This window comes from Streptomyces sp. NPDC099050 (genome assembly GCF_044759865.1).
Classification (GTDB): domain Bacteria; phylum Actinomycetota; class Actinomycetes; order Streptomycetales; family Streptomycetaceae; genus Streptomyces.
In genome coordinates this window covers 1-16,722 of sequence record NZ_JBIWAE010000021.1, presented here as the reverse complement: position 1 = coordinate 16,722, position 16,722 = coordinate 1, and the positions used below count along the sequence as shown (strand labels likewise).

Sequence of the window (16,722 nt, the reverse complement as noted above, 5' to 3'; positions counted from 1 at the left end):
ACAATCTGAGACTTTCGTGCATGCGTCCGGGTTTGGCACCATGATCAAGTCCTGCATCGGCAGGACGCTGATTCTGGGGGGAATCCCGATGTCCCGCATGCACCTTTTCGCCGCGCCCGTTCTGGCCGCCGGCCTCGCATTCGTCGCCGCGCCGAGCGCAAGCGCCGCCGCCACCGCCACCATCAGCAAGGCCGAGTACGACCTGATCAAGCTCGGCACCACCACGTCCAAGATGCACAGCATCGCCGACAGCGGCGCCTGCAAGCTCAAGAGCAGCGAAGCCTCCGGCGGCGTTTCCTACCGCCACTACGAGTGCAAGGGCAACAAGCCCTACAGCAGCGCTTCGTTCGACTTCGTGAACGGCAAGCTGGAGATCAAGGGTCAGTTCTACCTGGACGGCGTGGAGTCCAACGGCAAGATGACCAGGACCAAGTACGGCAAGATCAAGGTCGGCAGCACGATCACCCAGATGCACGAGACCGCCGGCAAGGGCACCTGCGTGCGCGTCGCCCAGACCCTGTCCCGTACGGACAGCATGTCGATCTACAACTGCGAGCAGGCCACCACCTTCGGCATCGCGACCTTCCTCTTCGAGAACGGCAAGCTCACCATCCGCGACCAGTCCGGCCTCCGCTGACCCGACACGCCGTGAACTGACACGACGAGGGGGTGGTGGCGCCACAGCGCCACCACCCCCTCACGCGTACCCGCCGCCCGCACCGCGCGCCGTCAGTCGGAGATCGCGGCGCCGTACCAGTCCTGGCCCTCGGGGGCGCCGAAGGCGGTGCCGGTGAAGCCGATGGAGCCGGCGCCGGTGATGCCGCCGGTGGCCGGCCCCCTTCGGAACCCAGGCCCGCCCGAGCGTAGTTGTTGTCGCGGTACGCGCCGACGACCAGATCGGCCGTGTCCTTCGAGGCCCTCCCGTCCGCGCCCACCGTCATGCCCCGGACCACCACGTCGGCCTTGCCGTCGTGGTTGACGTCCCCCATGGTGACGTGCCCCGGCAGGATGCCGTCCTCAACGGATCCCCGGCGACGTTGGCCCGGCTGATCAGCTTGCCCCCCGTCGTGGTCAGACCACGGGCCGACCCGTTCAGCGCGGTCATGTACCCCGCCCACCCGACGCCGTTCACGTTCGCCTGCGCGGCGCCGATCACCGCGTCGGGATAGCCGTCACCGTTGACGTCGCCCGGCAGCACGGCCCCGGGAGCCGCCACGGGCTGCGCGAAGGCCGGTCCACTGGACACGGCGGCACACAGAGCCGCCGCCACTGCACAACGCATACGCATACGCATACGCATACGCATGAAGTTCCTCCGTCAAGGGCGCTCCCGCCCGCAGCAGCAAGACTCACCTCCCCGCGGCATGGTTGTACGGCGGACGCCTCGGGATGTTCCGTCACACGCCTGTGACGCGGACCGGACCGTTCCACCCCACAAGATCACTAATTTTCTGTCTGCAGCCAACAGCCCGAACTCGACGGCCTCCACCGGAAGAGACCACGGCATACGGCTCTCCTTACACCCACAGCACAGTTCCAAGGAGTCGTCATGCGCACCGCCCTCCGCGCCACCACCGCCACCCTCGCCCTCTTCGGTGCGGTGATCGCCGTCCCCGCCACGGCGTTCGCGGCCTCTTCCCCGGCCCCGCAGGGTTCCCCCGCGCGCACCGAGGTAGTCGCCGAGAACTGCGTCAAGACCAAGGTCATCCCGTCCGTGTTCGCGGGCCTGACGGTCAAGCTGACCAACAGCGCCCACACCGGCGCCAAGGCCCAGTTGCGCGACGAGAGCGGCAAGGTGCTGGGCACGGTCGACCAGTCCAAGCCGCTGGACCTGTCCAGCGGCCTGCGGATCGACGGCGTACTGTCCACCGCCCCGGTCTTCAAGCAGCGCACCCAGGGCGGTGACACCCCGTGGACCGCCACCGCGTTCCCGAAGCTGCCCAAGGACTGCCACACCGCCGGCAGCCTCTACTCCACGACGAAGTACGGCGGCCTGACCGTCAAGACCTACAAGGCCGGTGCGCAGGACTTCAGCGCGTACATCATCGAGAACGGCAAGCGCGTGGGCTTCCTGAACCCGGCGCCCACCGCCTACCAGGACGTCCGTAAGCTCGGCGACCGTTACGTCCGCCTCACCAGCGACGGCGAGATCCACAGCTGGACCGGTGCCACCACCGTCTCCCCGAAGCTCGGCGTCTACAAGGTCGCGGGCGGCACGAAGGTCCGCCTGGTGAAGAAGGACGGTCTGTACGGCGTCCAGATGACCTCGCGCGGCACCTGGAGCAACTGGACCTACGTCGCCAAGGGCAAGTCCGTGATCCTCCAGTCCGACAACACCATCATCGTGCTGAACGCGAACGGCACCCTCTCCAACTTCGTCTACGGCATCTCCCGTCAGACCGCACCGGTCTGGATCAACGCCTGATCCTCCGCCCCACCGAACCGACCCGCACCACCCCGAAGGGGGCCGCCCCGGCAGGCATGCTGCCGGGGCGGCCCCCTTCAGGGCTTGCCCACCGCGGGTACCGTCCCACCCCCTAGAGGATGTTGTAGACCTGGAACCCGCTGCCGATCTTCACCGGCTTCTGGAACGGCGCCGAGGCGCTGCCCGTGCCCGAGTACCGGAAGAGCTCCCCGTTGGGCTTGCGCGCCACGAGATCGCTCTTGCCGTCCGCGTTCAGGTCACCGACCGACACCAGCCGGTCGTAGATGTTCCAGCCCGCACCGACCTTCGTGCGCGGCGCGAAGGGCGCGGAGTAGTTGCCGGTGCCCTTGTACAGCCACAGCACGCCGGAGGTGTCCCGGGCGACGATGTCGGCCTTGCCGTCACCGGTCAGGTCGCCCTGTCCGGCGATCTGGGAGTACTGGCCCCAGCCGGCGCCGATCTTGATCCGGGCCGTGAGCGACCCGCTCGGGTAGGCCAGGTACTCCCACAGCACGCCGGCCTTGTCGACGGCGAGCAGGTCGGCCGACGCGCCCCCGCCGAGCTGACCCGGCGACAGGAGCTTCCCGGCGTAGATGTGGTAGCCGGTCCCGACCTGCTTCTCCTGGTACTCGTCCGCGTCGTCGATCCAGGAGTAGGACAGCCGGCCGCTCTTCTCGGCGATCCAGGTCCCGTCGCTGAAACCGTCCTTGTCGTTGTCCACGTCGATGAAGTCGGACAACCCCGAATAGTCGAGGGGCAGGTTGTGCTTGGGAGCGAAGCCGCCCTTGCCGTTCGGGAAGAACAGGTCCAGCTGGAAGTTCTTCTTGTTCACCCCGAACAGCGGGAAGGTGGGCGTCTCCACCGTCACGGCGGCACGCTTCGCCGGCGCTCCCTGCGCCTGCTGCTTCTTGGCCTCGCGCAGGGCCTCGGCCGAGGCCGGGTCCCCGGCGGCGAACGCCGAACCGGCCATCACGCCCATGGCGACCGCGAGGGCGGTTGCCGCGACCAGCCCGCGACGTGCAATTGAATTCATGGGATTCCCCCTGCTCAGTACAGGGCGGTGGGATGGCCCGCCGCCCAAGATCCACATTCTCATTGCCCTCTGACAGCCCTCCGCGCCGGTCGAACGGACCGGGCGGGGGCGGCAGAGAAGTTCAAGCGTCAGGCGACGTGATGTCCCGCGTCGCCGACGTACGGCAGCGAGGCCGACTGCCTCGCCCGCAGCGGAGCCCGCCACGCGCCGGTGCCCCCGTAGAGGTATCCGCCGGTCGGTCCGAGCGCGACCAGGTCGGGGCGGCCGTCGCGGTCTCCGTCGCCGATGGCGACGAGGTGCTGGTACTGCCCCCAGCCGGCGCCGATCCGCGTCGGCGCCGTGAACGTGCCGTCGCCCTTGCCCAGGTACAGCCACAGGACCCCGGCCTTGTCCCGGGCCAGCAGGTCGCCCGCAGGGCCGCCCGCGATGTTCCCGACGGCCGTCAGCTCGTTGAAGATCTGCCAGCCGCCGCCGATCTTCGTACGGGCGGCGAAGGGGGCGGCGGCCGAGCCGGTGCCCTTGTAGTACCAGAGCACGCCGGCCTTGTCGGTGGCGAGCAGGTCGGGACGCCCGTCCCCGTTCAGGTCGCTGCCCGCGGCGATCCGGTCGTAGGTGTTCCAGCCGGCGCCGACCTTCGTGCGCGCCGCGAACCCGCCCCGGCCGTTGCCCTGGTAGAGCCACAGCACACCGGCCTTGTCGCGGGCCACGAGGTCGCCGACCGCCGTCCCGCCGACGTTCCCCGTCGCCTCGATCCGGTCGTAGATGTTCCAGCCCGAGCCGATCAGCCGGCGCGACTGGGCCGTCAGCTGGCCGTACTCCTTGTAGTACGCGGTGTCGCTCAGCCACAGCCGGCCGGCGGCGTCCCGGTCGATCACGTCCGCGCTGCCGTTGTCGTCGAAGTCGTGCGGCACGGTCTTGCGGGAGACCTGGAAGGTGCCCGACGCGGAGGTGGACGGACCGATGCCGTTGGTCGGCGCCGCGGTCATCTCCCACGTGTACGCGCCGTTGTACGCGCTGGTGGAGTCCGTCCCGATCGTGCCGTCCCAGGCGAACGTCACCGTACGGCTCCGCGGGTGGGTGACGCTGAACTCCCGGGTCTTCCCGGTCCGGACGTGCCGCAGGGTGACCTTCACGTCCACGCTGTGCCGGGAGAGCTGCCAGGTGAGGTCCGCCTTCCCGCCGTTCTGGTCCAGGTCGACGACGGCGGGGACGCTGTTGCCCTCGATGACGACATGGGTCGGCTCGCCGGTGCTCGCCACCATGCCGACGACCGGGGCCGCGCCGCCCGCGCCGGGCGCGAGCTTGTACAGACCCTCGCCCAGGGCAATGGTTCCGCCCCGCACGTACAGGGCGTCGGGGGCCGCCGCGAGCGAGGTGAGGTGGTCGAGCAGCTTCACCGTCTTCTTCGTCGCCGGGTCGTAGCCGGTCAGGGCGTACAGCGGACTGCTGTCACCGTTGGCGATGCCGCCCGCCTCGCCGTACACCACCCAGCCGCCGACGAGGCCGATCCGCAGGTCGCTCGACCATTCCTTCGGGAGCGGGACCTGCTGGACCGTGCCGGACGACCGCTCCAGCAGGAACAGCGCGGGACTGTACGTCCCGCCCAACTCCGTCTCCGCCCAGGCGACGTGCGTCTGCGAAACGGCCATGGCAGCGCCCACGGAAGCCGCGGTCCGCGTGCGGATCCCGCTGACGGTGCCGGCGGCGAGGTCGACCAGCCCCCACTTCGCGACCGCGCCGTCGTTGAAGGTCACCAGGGCGTCCTCCGGGGTACCGGGGGAGAAGCGGACGGCGCTCGCGCCGGCCGGCAGCCCGGCCACGCTCACCGTGCCGCCCTCCGCTTCGTGCCGGTGCATCCGCACCGTGCTTCCGTCGCCGGCCCTGGTGAACACGGCGTTCCCCGCCGACCCGAGGTACGTCGCACCGTTGGTGTCCACCGTGACGCTCAGCCAGGACTTCGTCGACAGGTTCTCCGACGTCACGGACAACCCCCCGGACGTGACCAGATAGTCCGCGGTCCGCGAGGACCGCACCACGGTCGCGAAGTTCTGCCCCGTCGAGGCCCCGTCGGAATACCGGGTCCAGCGCTTCTCCAAACCGCCCTTCGGCCGCGACAGGAACCCGGTCAGCCCGGCCTCGGTCACCTCCGAATCCTTGGGAAACGCTATCGGGGCGGCCACCCCGGCCGCCGTCCCACCGGCCGCGTGCGCGGCAGCGGCGGACGGGGCGACGGCGACGGGCCCGACCACGCCGAGCGTGACGGCGAGAACGGTGGTGGTGGCGGCCAACAGAACCGGACGCAGGGTCGAACGGGCTTGAAGCACGGACGGTTCTCCCTCAGAGATGCGAACGAAGCCAGCGCACCGGGCGCTGCAGAAGGAGGACCCACGAGACCGCACAACGGTTGTACGGGACCCGAAAGAAAACGGCAGGCCCGCCCCGAGTCACGGGACGGGCCGGGTCGTCACCTCGGATCGCCGGGTTCAGGAGACCGTTTCCAAGGCGTCCAGCCGGCTGTCGTACTCGGACCGGGCCTTGGCGATCTCGTCCTGGTGGTCCTCGGTCCAGTCGACCAGGGCCCGGATCGTGGTGTGCAGGGTCGCGCCGAGCGGGGTGAGTTCATAGTCCACGCGCGGCGGAACGACCGGGTGCACCGTCCGCTTCACCAGGCCGTCCCGTTCGAGCTGGCGCAGCGTCACCGTCAGCATGCGCTGGCTGATGCCCTCGATGCGTCGGCGCAGCTCGGAGAAGCGCAGGGTCTGGCGCTCCAGGTGCGCTATGGCGAGCAGCGACCACTTGTCGGCGACGCGGTCGAGGATCTGCCTCACCTCGCACCCCTCGCGGGTGTCCCACTGGTGGATGTCGTAGTCCTGGTCGGTACCCGTGCAGTGACTCGGTGACTTTAAAGTGCGTTCTTCCATAGCTCCCAACGGTGCCGCATGCTGCCAGTGGTTACAAGTGGGAACCAGCAGAATTGCTTCTTTGCGACTCGTCCGAGCCGGCCGGGTTCTCACGCGAACTTCAAGGGAACGCCACGCGCCCGTCGCGACAATGCGGATGGTTCCCTCTCGCTATTCCTTCGCGTTCAAGGAGAAAATTCTGTGTCCACACTGCAATCGCCGTCAGGCAGCGGCACCGACCGCATGAGCGGGCGCGCGTGGGGCGTGCTGTTCGTGCTGTGTGGCGCGATCTTCCTCGAAGGCATCGACGTGGCCATGCTCAACGTGGCCCTGCCTTCGATCCGCGAGGACCTGGACATGTCCACGGGCATGCTCCAGTGGGTGATGAGCGCCTACGTACTCGGCTACGGCGGCTTCATGCTGCTGGGCGGCCGGGCCGCGGACCTGTTCGGACGCCGCCAGATGTTCGTCTTCTGGCTCGTGATCTTCCTGCTCTTCTCCGGCCTGGGCGGTTTCGCCACCGAAGGCTGGATGCTGATCGTCGCCCGCTTCGTCACCGGTGTCGCCGCCGCCTTCATGACCCCGGCGGGCCTGTCCATCATCACCACCAGCTTCGACGAGGGCCCGCAGCGCAACAAGGCCCTGCTCGTCTACTCCGGCACCGCTGCCGGCGGCTTCTCCATCGGCCTGGTCGTCGGCGGTCTGCTGGCCGCCGTCAACTGGCGCTGGGTCTTCTTCGCGCCGGTCATCCTCTCGCTCCTCATCCTCATCGCCGCGATCGCGCTCATCCCCAAGTCGGCGCGCCCGGACCGTACGGGCCAGGGCGTCGACCTCGGGGGCGCGATCACCGTCACCGGCGGCATCCTGCTCCTCGTCTTCGGCGTCGAGCGCGCCACGCACGCCTCCGCGGCCGTGACGACCGCCACGATCGGGGCCAGCCTGATCCTCTTCATCGCCTTCGTCGCCATCGAACGCAAGTCGTCCTCGCCCCTGGTGCGCCTGGGCATCTTCCGCAACGGCTCGCTGGTCCGCGCGAACCTGGCCGGCCTGCTCTTCGCCGCGGGCTTCTTCGGCTTCCAGTTCATCGCGGTGCTCTACCTGCAGGAGCTGCGCGGCTGGTCGACCCTGCAGACCAGTTTCGCCCTCATCGTCATCGGTGTGGACGCGATCCTCTCTCCCACCCTCACCCCCAAGCTCGTGGCCAAGTTCGGCAACGCCCGGGTGATCTTCGGCGGTCTGCTCCTCGCGGCCCTGTCCTACGCCCTGTTCCTGCCGATCGGCGCGGACTGGACGTACCTGGCGATGTTCCCGAGCCTGATCATCCTGGGCCTGGCCTTCTCCCTCGCCTACGGACCGCTCACCATCGTGGCCACCGACGGCATCGCCGAGGAGGAGCAGGGCGTCGCCGGCGGTCTGCTGTACACGTCCTTCCAGTTCGGCGCCGCGCTCGGCCTGTCCTCGGTCGCCGCCGTCAACATCGCCGCCACGGACGGCACCTCCCCGGCAGCCCTCCTCGACGGCTACCAGGCCGCCCTGGTCGTGCCGCTGGTCGCCGCCCTCGTCGCCGCCTTCATCAGCGCCTTCGGTCTGCGCAGCCGGGACGGGGCGGACGACGCCGCCTCCGCACCCGTCGAGACGCTCGCTCCGGTGGAGCCCGTGGAGGCGTCGAGGTAGTTCTCGCGCCTGCGAACCAGCCGGCGCGCACAGACAGCATTGCCCTGGCCTCCATCCCCCGGGAGGTCAGGGCAATGCCATTTCCTGTGTGGCCCCATTCCTCGGTAATCGCCTGCTCAGCAGTTTGCCGAGAGTGTTGGATTACCTGTACATGACCTGTCCCCAGAGAGAATACGAATGCCCGTCGGCGTAAAGAAAACATGCGCCGTAAAGTTGCTGTGGCAAATTCTTAGGAGACAGGATGACCACGACCGACAGCGCCGTCACCGCGGTGCTGGACGAGGTGACAGCCCTCGTCGCCACGCTTCGCAAGAGCGGGCCCGAGTCCGAGGACCGTCGCTGGATTCCCGACGAGAACATCGAACTGCTCGACAAGGCCGGCGTGTACCGCCTGGCGGTCCCGCGCCGCTTCGGTGGCCTCGAAGCGCCGGTCGCCGACCAGGTCAGGATCCTGAGCGAGATAGCCCGTGCCGACACGGCCACCGGCTGGGTCTCGATGATCTGGGTGTCCAGTTCCTGGGTTCCCAGCCTCTTCCCCGACAAGGCCCAGGAGGAGGTCTACGCCGGCGGCGCGGTGCGCGTCTCCACCGGTTTCACCCCTTCCGGCACGCTGACGGCGGGCGACGGCTCCTACACCCTCAGCGGCTCCTGGAAGTGGATCTCCGGCTCCCGGGGTGCGAACTGGGCGCTGCTGTCCGCTCTGCTCGCCGGACCGGACGGAACCCCGGCCCCGTACGCGGCCCTCGTCCCGTTCAGCGAGCTCAGCATCGCCGACGACTGGCACGCCTCGTCCGCGGCGGGCACCGGCAGCTCCACGGTCAGTGCCGAGAACGTGACGGTCCCGGCCCACCGCGTGGTCAGCCTGATCGAGGTGCTCGGCGGCACCACCGGCGACCGTTCCAACACCGGCGCCACCGGCAGCAACTACGCCTTCGTCCCCTTCTTCATGGCCCAGGGCGCTTCGGCGTACATCGGGTTCGCGAAGGGCGCCTACGAGCTGTTCCTGGACCGCCTGCCGGGCCGCGGGATCACCTACACCTCCTGGACCGACCAGAGCCAGTCGCCGGTCACCCAGATCCAGGTCGCCGTCGCCGCCAACAAGATCGCGGCCGCCGAGGCGCTCCAGGAGACCTGGCTGCGTCAGCTCCAGAAGCACGCCGACGCCGGTACGAGTCCGTCCGTGGACGAGCGTGCCGCCGCCCGGGGCAAGGCCGCCTACGCCATCCAGCTCGCGAAGGAAGCCGTCGACGGGCTGTTCGAGGCCAGCGGTGCCTCGGTGATCATGCGGGACGTGCCGCTCCAGCGATTCCACCGGGACATCCAGGGCCTGGCCCTGCACGCCCTGTTCGCCTTCAACACCAACCAGGAAGTGCACGGACGGGCCATCCTCGGGCTCGCTCCCGACACCCCGTTCCTGTGATCCACCGTTCCGGATGACCGGAACGCTCCGGCCACCGGGCCGCCCGCACGCGCGGGCGGCCCGGTCTCGTACATCCCCTTTGCAGGAAGGCCCATTGCCATGACCGACACCACCGTCCTCGTCCTCGGCGGCACGGGAAAGACCGGCCGCCGCGTCGCGAACCGGCTGAAGGAGCGCGGGGCCACCGTCCGCGCCGCCAGCCGCTCCGGAGACGTCCGCTTCGACTGGGACGACTTCAGCACCTGGGAGCCCGCGCTCGCCGGCGTCGACGTCGCCTACCTGGTGGACGCGCAGGACAAGCCCGGCGTCTGGGACGCCGAGGCGGCCCTGCGCAAGCTGTCAGGCCTCGCCGTCGACAACGGGGTCCGCCGGCTGGTGCTGCTCCAGGCCCGGGTGAGCGAGCCGGTCGGCGGCAAGTCCCTGATAGCCGGCGAGCGCGCCGTCCAGGAGTCCGGTGCCGAGTGGACCGTGCTGCGGCCCAACTGGTTCTTCCAGAACTTCGACGAGGGGGTCCTGCTGGACGGTGTCCGCGCCGGCGAGCTGTCCCTGCCCGCGGGATCGGGCCGCGAGCCGTTCGTCGACACCGAGGACGTCGCCGCCGTCGCGGTCGAGGCCCTGCTGGAAGACGGCCACGCCGGACAGACCTACGAGCTGAGCGGCGCCCGGGCCCTGACCCTGGAGGAAGCCGTCGGGGAGATCGCCCGGGCCACCGGCCGGGACATCCGCTACGTCCCCGTCGAGCACCAGGCCTACGTGGACGAGCTCGTGGGCTACGACGTACCCGCCGACTACGCGCTCTTCGTCGCCGATCTCGTCGCCCAGATCCGCGACAACAAGAACGCCACCCCCACGGACACGGTCCGTCGCGTGCTGGGCCGTGAGCCCCGGGACTTCTCCGACTTCGTGAAGGACGCCGCCGCACGGGGCGTCTGGAACGTCTGAGTTCGCCGCGGACCCGACGTGCCGGGGCCCCGCCGGATCACCGGCGGGGCCCCTTCCCGGTCCCGCGGCCTCATACGGCGACCTTCCGCTCGCGCGAGGGCGCGTACGGATCGGCCGCCGAAGGCTCCGCGGAGCGGTCCGTCCGCGGCGGCAGCAGGGTCAGCGTCGACGCGCGGTGCTTTCCGCCGCCCCAGCCGGGGCGGCGGTCGAGCAGCTCCGGCCGAGCCGTGGTGACGGTGAGCAACGGGGCCGTGCCGGCGCCGTCGGACAGCGACTCGAGCCGGTCCAGCAAGACGTCCGCCGCCCTGTGGGCGTCGTCGACGAAGACCACGACCGGTTCGAGCGCGGCAGCCGCCGCGAGGAGCTCCGCCCACACGTCCAGGACCTCGCCCCGGTCGGCCGGGTGCACCGGCGAGCCGCCCGAGGGCAGGAGCGGCAGGAGGCGCTGGTACACGTGGACGCGGCGGGCCTTGGGCAGGGGCAGCCGCCAGACGGCCGTGGCGAGTTTGGCCCGGGAGACCTCGGCCGCGTCTTCGGCCAGCACACCGCAGTAGCCGGAGAGGATCAGCCCGGCCACGGACAGCGGCTCGCCCCGTCCGGTGGCCCGGGCGCTCAGTACCCGCGCGGTGGCCGGCGACTGCACGGCGATGCTGCGCTCGAACTCCGCCAGCAGATGGGACTTGCCGACGCCCGGCGCGCCGAGGACGGTCACCAGATGGGGAACGGAGCTGTGCCGGGCCCAGTCGAGCAAACCGTTCAGCACCCCCAGTTCGTGCTCGCGGTCGGTACGGAAACCGGCTTCGTCCCCGACCAGCCCCAGGACCTGCCACCCGTCCGGCGAGCCGGCGGCCGGCTTCGCCGCGACGGACGCCGTGGTCGCCAGGCGCGCCGCACCGCTCATCCACACCTCGCCGTCCGGCACCCGCGCCAGCATGGCCCGGCCGTCGTCCAGCACGGCTCCCATGGGCGAGGGGCGAGCGACTTCGGCGTCCGCACTGAGCCGGACCAGGGCCCTGCCGGTGGTCACCGCCGCCCTGAGGGAGGTCCGCACGTCGATCGAGAACCGCTCCCGCAGGGTCAGGGCGGCCCGTACGGCCCGTTCGGGATCGTCCTCCCCGGGTCCGTGGACGCCGAAGAGGGCCAGCGTGACCGATCCGATCGCGGCGACCACGGTGCCGCCGAACCGGGTGATGACGTCTTCGACGGTGTGGAGGGCCGCGTCGATCTCCCCGGGGGACGCCTCGTCGAGGCTGCCCAGCCGGAGCCCCACGAGCAGGGCGCTCACCGGGATCCGGTCCGCCGCGGCCGTGCGGCCCGGGCGCGGAACCACGAGCGGGGCGGCGACGGGCTGTTCGGCCGGGGCCCGGGACGCAAGGCCCGCGGTGACGGCCTCGCGTCGCGGAGCCGGGACCTGCGCGGCCAGCACGGGGTCGTGGGTCAGGATCGCGTGCTGGAGCGTACGCAGGCCGTGGCCCGGTTCCAGACCGAGGTTCTCCACCAGGGAGGACCGCCCCCGCTCGTAGACGTTCAGGGCGTCGGCCTGCCGTCCGCAGCGGTACAGCGCGAGCATCAGCTGCCCGCGGGCCCGCTCGCGCCACGGCTCGGCCTCGGCCATCATCGTCAGCTCGCCGAGTACGGAGTGATGGCGACCGCACTCCAGTTCGGCCTCGAAGAAGTCTTCCAGGACGTCGAGCCGGTCCCGGCGAGCGGCGTCGAGCTCCGGCCAGGCGATGCCCGACTCGGCCAGATCGGCGAGGAGCGGGCCTGCCCAGAGGTCGAGCCCCTTTTTCAGCAGCCGCGAGGCCGCGTCCGGTGAACCCGCGGCGAGTTCGGCCCTGCCCGCGGTCACCCACCGGCGGAAGACCAGCAGATCCACATCGTCCGGATCGACCCGCAGGACGTATCCCGGCGCCTTGGTCACGAGCTCCGGCGCATCGGGGGAGGCCGGACCGGCGCCTTCGGCCAGGATCGTCCGCAGCCCCCATATCGCGTTGTGCAGGATCTTCCGGGCCGTGGCCGGTGCGTCCTCGGTTTCCCACAGGACGTCCACGAGCTTGCTCGTCGCCACCACGCGGTTGGCGTGCAGCAGCAGATAGCCGAGCGTCGCGCGCTGCTTCGTGCCGCCCAGGGCAACGGGTCCGTCCGCCGATATCGCGTCCAACGGCCCTAGCAATCTGAACCTCATTGCCCCCCGCTCCAAGGTTTGAATCTATATTCGGATTCTTGTACCACTCTCTCACCGGAGCCTTGAAAGAATCTTGAGCAGTGCGTGAAGGGAATGATTCCCGTCCCGTGGGCCGGGAAATACGGAAACTCGTGACCGATGGCGAATCCGAAGCGGACGTGGAAATTATGGGCCCGGGAAGCGGGACCCGGCCGGGGCGCCGGGCAAGTCCCGGGATCCGGTGCGGCCGCGATGGACCACCTGGTGCGGAGAGCGGGACGACCGGCGCCGATGTCACGCCGGGAGCCGGGCCTCCGTCATCGATCGGGTCCGCCCACGTCCCTGACGGTATCCGCGAGATAAGTCGGTGACTTCAAAGTGCCTTCTTCCGTGACGGGCGGCCGTGTCGCATGCTTGTACCGGAAGGGGCTTTCCAGTGGCCCTTGCCGCAAAGAGTCGGATGCCGAGAGGAATTTGATATGGCTACCAGCGTGAAATCCTTCTCGGAAATCGAAGACAAATTCTTCTCCTACATCCAGGACATCGTCTACTGCACCATGATCACAGTGGACAAGAAATCGCGCCCCCGGGCCCGGGTGCTCCTGCCCATCTGGGAAGTGGTCGACGGAAAGCCGGTCGGCTGGCTGGCCGCCTACAAGACACCCGTCAAGGTCGCCCATCTGGCCAACAACCCGGCCACCACCTACTCGTACTGGTCTCCCCGCCAGAACGCGGTGTTCGTCGACAGCGTCTCCACCTGGGCCGAGGACCAGGAGACCAGGCAGTACGCCTGGGACCTCTACCGCAAGGGAAGCCCCGCGGGCGTCGGCTACAACCCGCTCAACTTCTGGCGCGGCGGCCCCGAGGACCCCAAGTACCACGTCCTGCGCATCGACCCCTGGCGGGTGCAGGTGCTCCGGGGCTCGGACCTCAGCAGCCGCATCTGGACCGACGAGAGCGGGCGCTGACCGCCGGCTCCGACTCCCGGCGCGGACAGGTGAATCGGCCCCTTGTCCGCGCCGGGCCCGTTCCGGAAACCTGGTGATCAGCATTCGGCCGCCGGTGAAAACCTTCAAGATTCCCATAGAGCGGTAACCGGACACTCATCAATTCATAGTCCCGGCAATGATCGAGGTGTGAGGGAATTCCGGAAGCGGTGCAATGAAACGGCGGTACAGTCGGGGCCGAATCGAATGAATATCGCGGCAGAGGAGGCAGGATGGCCACGGTCGACATCGACACCGGCACGGTACTGAAAGCGGTTCGGGACATAGCCCCCGTACTCCGTGAGAACGGGCGCCTGACCGAGGAGCGTGGCTGGCTCACGCAGGAAAACATCGATCTGCTGGATCAGGCCGGCGTCTTCCGGTCCGCGGTTCCGCGCAGGTTCGGCGGGCTGGACCTGCCGCTCGCCGACCAGTTCGCGATAATCGCCGAGATCGCCCGCGGCTGCGGCTCCACGGGATGGGTGGCCAACGCCTGGATCTCCAGCGCCTGGATCATCTCCCAGTACCCCGACCTCGCGCAGGAGGAGATCTACGCCACCAGTGGGGGCTCGCTGAAGGTCTCCGGAGGCTTCACCCCCACCGGCCGGGCGACCCGCACCGACGGCGGCTTCGTCCTCAACGGAAGCTGGCGCTTCAACACCGGCATCCGCGGTGCCGACTGGAACATCCTCGCCGCCCTCGTCGACCGCTCCGACGGCGTGCACGAGGAGGTCTACGCGGTGGTGCGCGCCGACGAGATGAGCATCGCCGACGACTGGGACGTCACCTCGGCCGCGGGCACCGGCAGTTGCACCTCCTCCGTCACCGACCTCTTCGTCCCGGCTCACCGGGTCGTGGACGGGATGGAGGTACTGGAGGGCCAGGTCTCCGGTCGGGCCCACACCGCGGGGAGCGGCCGGGAGTACGGACTCACCGCGTACGTGATGGCACTGTCCGCGGCGGCCTACGTCGGAATGGCCCGGGCCGGCCTCGAACTCTTCCTCGACCGGCTGCCCGGCAAGGGCATCGCCTACACGCACTGGGAAGAGCAGAGCGCGCACCCCCACATCCAGTACCAGGTCGCCGCCGCCGCCAACAAGATCTCCGCGGCCCAGGCACTGGCCGACAGCTGGACCCTGCGCATGCAGGCCGCCGCGGACGCGGACGAGCGGTTGTCCTTGAACGACCGGGTGGAGATCCGCAGCCAGATCACTTACGCGGTCCTGCTGGCCAAGGAGTCCGTCGACATCCTGCACTCGGTCAGCGGTGCTTCGGTCATCCAGCGCTCCCAGCCGTTCCAGCGGGTGCACCGCGACATCCAGGGGCTCGCGCTGCACGGCCTGATGGCACCGCTCGGCGGTTTCGAGGCGTACGGCCGGGTTCTCGTCGGACTCGACCCGGACACCGAGTTCTACTAAACCACCGACCCCTCCCACGAAGGCCGCGTGCGGATCGCCTCGCACGCGGCCTTCCGGCAGCTTTCAGGGCCGCAGCACGACCTTGCCCGTCGTACGGCGCTCCCGCAGGTCGGTGTGGGCCGTACGGGCCTCGGCCAGCGGGTATTCGGCGCCGGTCACCGGACGCAGCCGCCCCCGGAGCGTGAGCGCGAAGAGCTCCTCCAACGCCTCGGCCAGGGCCCCCGGCCGGGCCAGGGTGGGCCGCAGCCAGAAACCGACGACGGCGGCGTTGAGCCGGCTGAGCCGCGCCGGGTCGAGCGCGGCGAACGCGGTACGGGAGGCGTTGCCGTAGGTGACGAGCCGGCCGAAGTCGGCGAGGGAGCCGAGCGCGTGGTCGAAGAGACTGCCGCCGGCCGCGTCCAGGATCACGTCGGCCCGCAGCGCCAGCGGATACCGGGCGACCTCGTCGGCGCCCAGCCCCAAGGCGATCCGCTCCTTCTCGGCTGTGGACGCCTGTGCCAGGACCCGGCCCGCCCCGAACTCCCGGGCCAGCTGCACCGCGAGGCTGCCCACACCGCCCGCGGCGGAATGCACGACGACGCTCTCACCGGGTCGGAGCCGCGCCGCGGAGCGCAGCAGGTGCCAGGCGGTGACCCCCTGCATCAGCAGGGCGAGGGCCCGGGGGGCGTCCAGCTCCTCGGGGATCTCGACCAGGCCCGACTCCCGGGCGACCACCATTTCCGCGTACCCGTGGGTGACCTTGGCGAGGACCCGGCGGCCGTCCTCGGTCCGGCCGACGACCTCGCTGCCGGGGATGTGGGGCAGCAGGTCGGGGGAGAGGTAGGACCCGTCCATCTGAAACGTGTCGGCGAAGTTGACGCCGGCCGCCTCCACGGTGATCAGGGTCTCCCCGGGCCCGGGAACCGGGACGGGCACATCGACGGGCATGAGCACTTCGGGACCGCCGAACCGGTCGAACCGTATGGCGAGCATGATCAGGCACGTTACCCGGCCCGCAGCCCCAAGGCCCTTCAGCCGTCCGGTGGTTGAGACTTTCCAGCCCGTCCGGCGTTCGAGGCTTTTCAGCCGTCCGGCGCACGAGGCCTCCCACCCCGTCCGGCGCTTGGGTTTTTCAGCCGTCCGGCGTTTGAGGACCGGGGTCTGGGGCGGAGCCCCAGGGGGTCCGGGCGCAGCCCGGTACCCTCTCCCCCTTCAGCCGGTCCGGCGTTTGAGGACCGGGTCCGGGCAGTGCCCGGGGAACGGTGGAAGGGCGGGTAGGGGACTTCTCCCCGCGTAGCGGGATGCGCCGGGCGCAGCCCGGGTCGGGGTCCGGGGCCGAAGCCCCGGACCCCTGGTCCAGGACGTCAGTCCTTGATCTCGCAGATGGGCGCGCCCGAAGTGAGGGACGCGCCGACCTCCGCCGCGAGGCCCAGGATCGTGCCCGAGCGGTGCGCGTTCAGGGGCTGTTCCATCTTCATGGCTTCGAGGACGACGATGAGATCACCCTCGTTGACCTGCTGGCCTTCTTCGACGGCGACCTTGACGATCGTGCCTTGCATGGGCGAGGCGAGGGTGTCGCCGGAGGCGGCCGGGCCGGACTTCTTGGCGGCGCGGCGCTTGGGCCTCGCGCCGCCCGCGGCCGCCGTACGGGCCAGGGTCATACCCAGCGCAGACGGGAGGGAGACCTCCAGGCGCTTGCCGCCGACCTCGACGACCACCGTCTCGCGACCCGGCTCGTCCTCGGAGTCCTCGACGACCGGGACGACGAACGCGGGGATGTT

The 16,722-nt window shown here is 69.9% G+C and carries 14 protein-coding genes; 7 read left to right on the top strand and 7 right to left on the bottom strand.

Annotated elements, in window-relative coordinates; genetic code table 11:
* The first annotated feature begins 88 nt into the window (after nucleotides 1–88).
* Nucleotides 89–637, top strand: coding sequence for a hypothetical protein (locus tag ACIQV3_RS29880; RefSeq protein ID WP_403717282.1), 549 nt, complete (start codon nucleotides 89–91; stop codon nucleotides 635–637).
* A gap of 300 nt (nucleotides 638–937) precedes the next feature.
* Here ACIQV3_RS29880 and ACIQV3_RS29875 read toward each other — a convergent pair whose 3' ends face one another.
* On the bottom strand, nucleotides 938–1,246 hold the full coding sequence (locus ACIQV3_RS29875) for an FG-GAP repeat protein (RefSeq protein WP_403717281.1): 309 nt from the start codon (nucleotides 1,244–1,246) through the stop codon (nucleotides 938–940).
* Nucleotides 1,247–1,549: 303 nt separating this feature from the next.
* On the opposite strand from ACIQV3_RS29875, the gene ACIQV3_RS29870 reads away from it, so the two are divergent.
* A complete protein-coding gene (locus ACIQV3_RS29870) occupies nucleotides 1,550–2,425 on the top strand; it encodes a hypothetical protein (RefSeq protein ID WP_403717279.1) in 876 nt (291 codons plus the stop codon).
* A 112-nt stretch (nucleotides 2,426–2,537) separates the two neighbouring features.
* On the opposite strand, the gene ACIQV3_RS29865 is transcribed toward ACIQV3_RS29870, so the two are convergent.
* The 3 genes from ACIQV3_RS29865 to ACIQV3_RS29855 all read right to left on the bottom strand — a co-directional run bounded on the left by ACIQV3_RS29865 (nucleotide 2,538) and on the right by ACIQV3_RS29855 (nucleotide 6,379).
* A complete protein-coding gene (locus ACIQV3_RS29865) occupies nucleotides 2,538–3,458 on the bottom strand; it encodes an FG-GAP repeat domain-containing protein (protein ID WP_403717277.1) in 921 nt (306 codons plus the stop codon).
* A 128-nt stretch (nucleotides 3,459–3,586) separates the two neighbouring features.
* A complete protein-coding gene (locus ACIQV3_RS29860) occupies nucleotides 3,587–5,782 on the bottom strand; it encodes an FG-GAP repeat domain-containing protein (RefSeq protein ID WP_403717275.1) in 2,196 nt (731 codons plus the stop codon).
* Between the two features lie 159 nt (nucleotides 5,783–5,941).
* Complete coding sequence (locus ACIQV3_RS29855; RefSeq protein WP_403717272.1) at nucleotides 5,942–6,379, bottom strand: winged helix-turn-helix transcriptional regulator; 438 nt, start codon at nucleotides 6,377–6,379, stop codon at nucleotides 5,942–5,944.
* A 222-nt stretch (nucleotides 6,380–6,601) separates the two neighbouring features.
* Here ACIQV3_RS29855 and ACIQV3_RS29850 point away from each other — a divergent pair, with 222 nt between their 5' ends.
* The 3 genes from ACIQV3_RS29850 (at nucleotide 6,602) to ACIQV3_RS29840 (ending at nucleotide 10,394) form a co-directional block, all read left to right on the top strand.
* A complete protein-coding gene (locus ACIQV3_RS29850) occupies nucleotides 6,602–8,032 on the top strand; it encodes an MFS transporter (RefSeq protein ID WP_403717540.1) in 1,431 nt (476 codons plus the stop codon).
* Nucleotides 8,033–8,273: 241 nt separating this feature from the next.
* Nucleotides 8,274–9,452, top strand: coding sequence for an acyl-CoA dehydrogenase family protein (locus ACIQV3_RS29845; protein WP_403717270.1), 1,179 nt, complete (start codon nucleotides 8,274–8,276; stop codon nucleotides 9,450–9,452).
* Nucleotides 9,453–9,551: 99 nt separating this feature from the next.
* Nucleotides 9,552–10,394, top strand: coding sequence for an NAD(P)H-binding protein (locus ACIQV3_RS29840; RefSeq protein ID WP_403717268.1), 843 nt, complete (start codon nucleotides 9,552–9,554; stop codon nucleotides 10,392–10,394).
* A 70-nt stretch (nucleotides 10,395–10,464) separates the two neighbouring features.
* Here ACIQV3_RS29840 and ACIQV3_RS29835 read toward each other — a convergent pair whose 3' ends face one another.
* Complete coding sequence (locus ACIQV3_RS29835; protein ID WP_403717266.1) at nucleotides 10,465–12,555, bottom strand: BTAD domain-containing putative transcriptional regulator; 2,091 nt, start codon at nucleotides 12,553–12,555, stop codon at nucleotides 10,465–10,467.
* Between the two features lie 482 nt (nucleotides 12,556–13,037).
* Between ACIQV3_RS29835 and ACIQV3_RS29830 the strand changes: the two genes are divergently transcribed.
* Both ACIQV3_RS29830 and ACIQV3_RS29825 read left to right on the top strand, forming a co-directional pair.
* A complete protein-coding gene (locus tag ACIQV3_RS29830) occupies nucleotides 13,038–13,526 on the top strand; it encodes a pyridoxamine 5'-phosphate oxidase family protein (RefSeq protein ID WP_403717263.1) in 489 nt (162 codons plus the stop codon).
* 251 nt (nucleotides 13,527–13,777) lie between these two features.
* A complete protein-coding gene (locus tag ACIQV3_RS29825; protein WP_403717261.1) occupies nucleotides 13,778–14,962 on the top strand; it encodes an acyl-CoA dehydrogenase family protein in 1,185 nt (394 codons plus the stop codon).
* Between the two features lie 63 nt (nucleotides 14,963–15,025).
* Here ACIQV3_RS29825 and ACIQV3_RS29820 read toward each other — a convergent pair whose 3' ends face one another.
* Both ACIQV3_RS29820 and ACIQV3_RS29815 read right to left on the bottom strand, forming a co-directional pair.
* Nucleotides 15,026–15,934, bottom strand: a complete 909-nt coding sequence (locus ACIQV3_RS29820; RefSeq protein ID WP_403717259.1) for a zinc-binding alcohol dehydrogenase family protein — start codon at nucleotides 15,932–15,934, stop codon at nucleotides 15,026–15,028.
* 371 nt (nucleotides 15,935–16,305) lie between these two features.
* Nucleotides 16,306–16,722 (bottom strand): biotin/lipoyl-containing protein (locus tag ACIQV3_RS29815; protein ID WP_403715760.1); only part of this gene is annotated, 417 nt, incomplete at its 5' end.

Coding starts and splice junctions, on each gene's coding strand:
- ACIQV3_RS29880 (WP_403717282.1), top strand. CDS start 89: ATGTCCCGCATGCACCTTTTCGCCGCGCCCGTTCTGGCCGCCGGCCTC.
- ACIQV3_RS29870 (WP_403717279.1), top strand. CDS start 1,550: ATGCGCACCGCCCTCCGCGCCACCACCGCCACCCTCGCCCTCTTCGGT.
- ACIQV3_RS29865 (WP_403717277.1), bottom strand. CDS start 3,458: ATGAATTCAATTGCACGTCGCGGGCTGGTCGCGGCAACCGCCCTCGCG.
- ACIQV3_RS29855 (WP_403717272.1), bottom strand. CDS start 6,379: ATGGAAGAACGCACTTTAAAGTCACCGAGTCACTGCACGGGTACCGAC.
- ACIQV3_RS29850 (WP_403717540.1), top strand. CDS start 6,602: ATGAGCGGGCGCGCGTGGGGCGTGCTGTTCGTGCTGTGTGGCGCGATC.
- ACIQV3_RS29845 (WP_403717270.1), top strand. CDS start 8,274: ATGACCACGACCGACAGCGCCGTCACCGCGGTGCTGGACGAGGTGACA.
- ACIQV3_RS29840 (WP_403717268.1), top strand. CDS start 9,552: ATGACCGACACCACCGTCCTCGTCCTCGGCGGCACGGGAAAGACCGGC.
- ACIQV3_RS29830 (WP_403717263.1), top strand. CDS start 13,038: ATGGCTACCAGCGTGAAATCCTTCTCGGAAATCGAAGACAAATTCTTC.
- ACIQV3_RS29825 (WP_403717261.1), top strand. CDS start 13,778: ATGGCCACGGTCGACATCGACACCGGCACGGTACTGAAAGCGGTTCGG.
- ACIQV3_RS29820 (WP_403717259.1), bottom strand. CDS start 15,934: ATGCTCGCCATACGGTTCGACCGGTTCGGCGGTCCCGAAGTGCTCATG.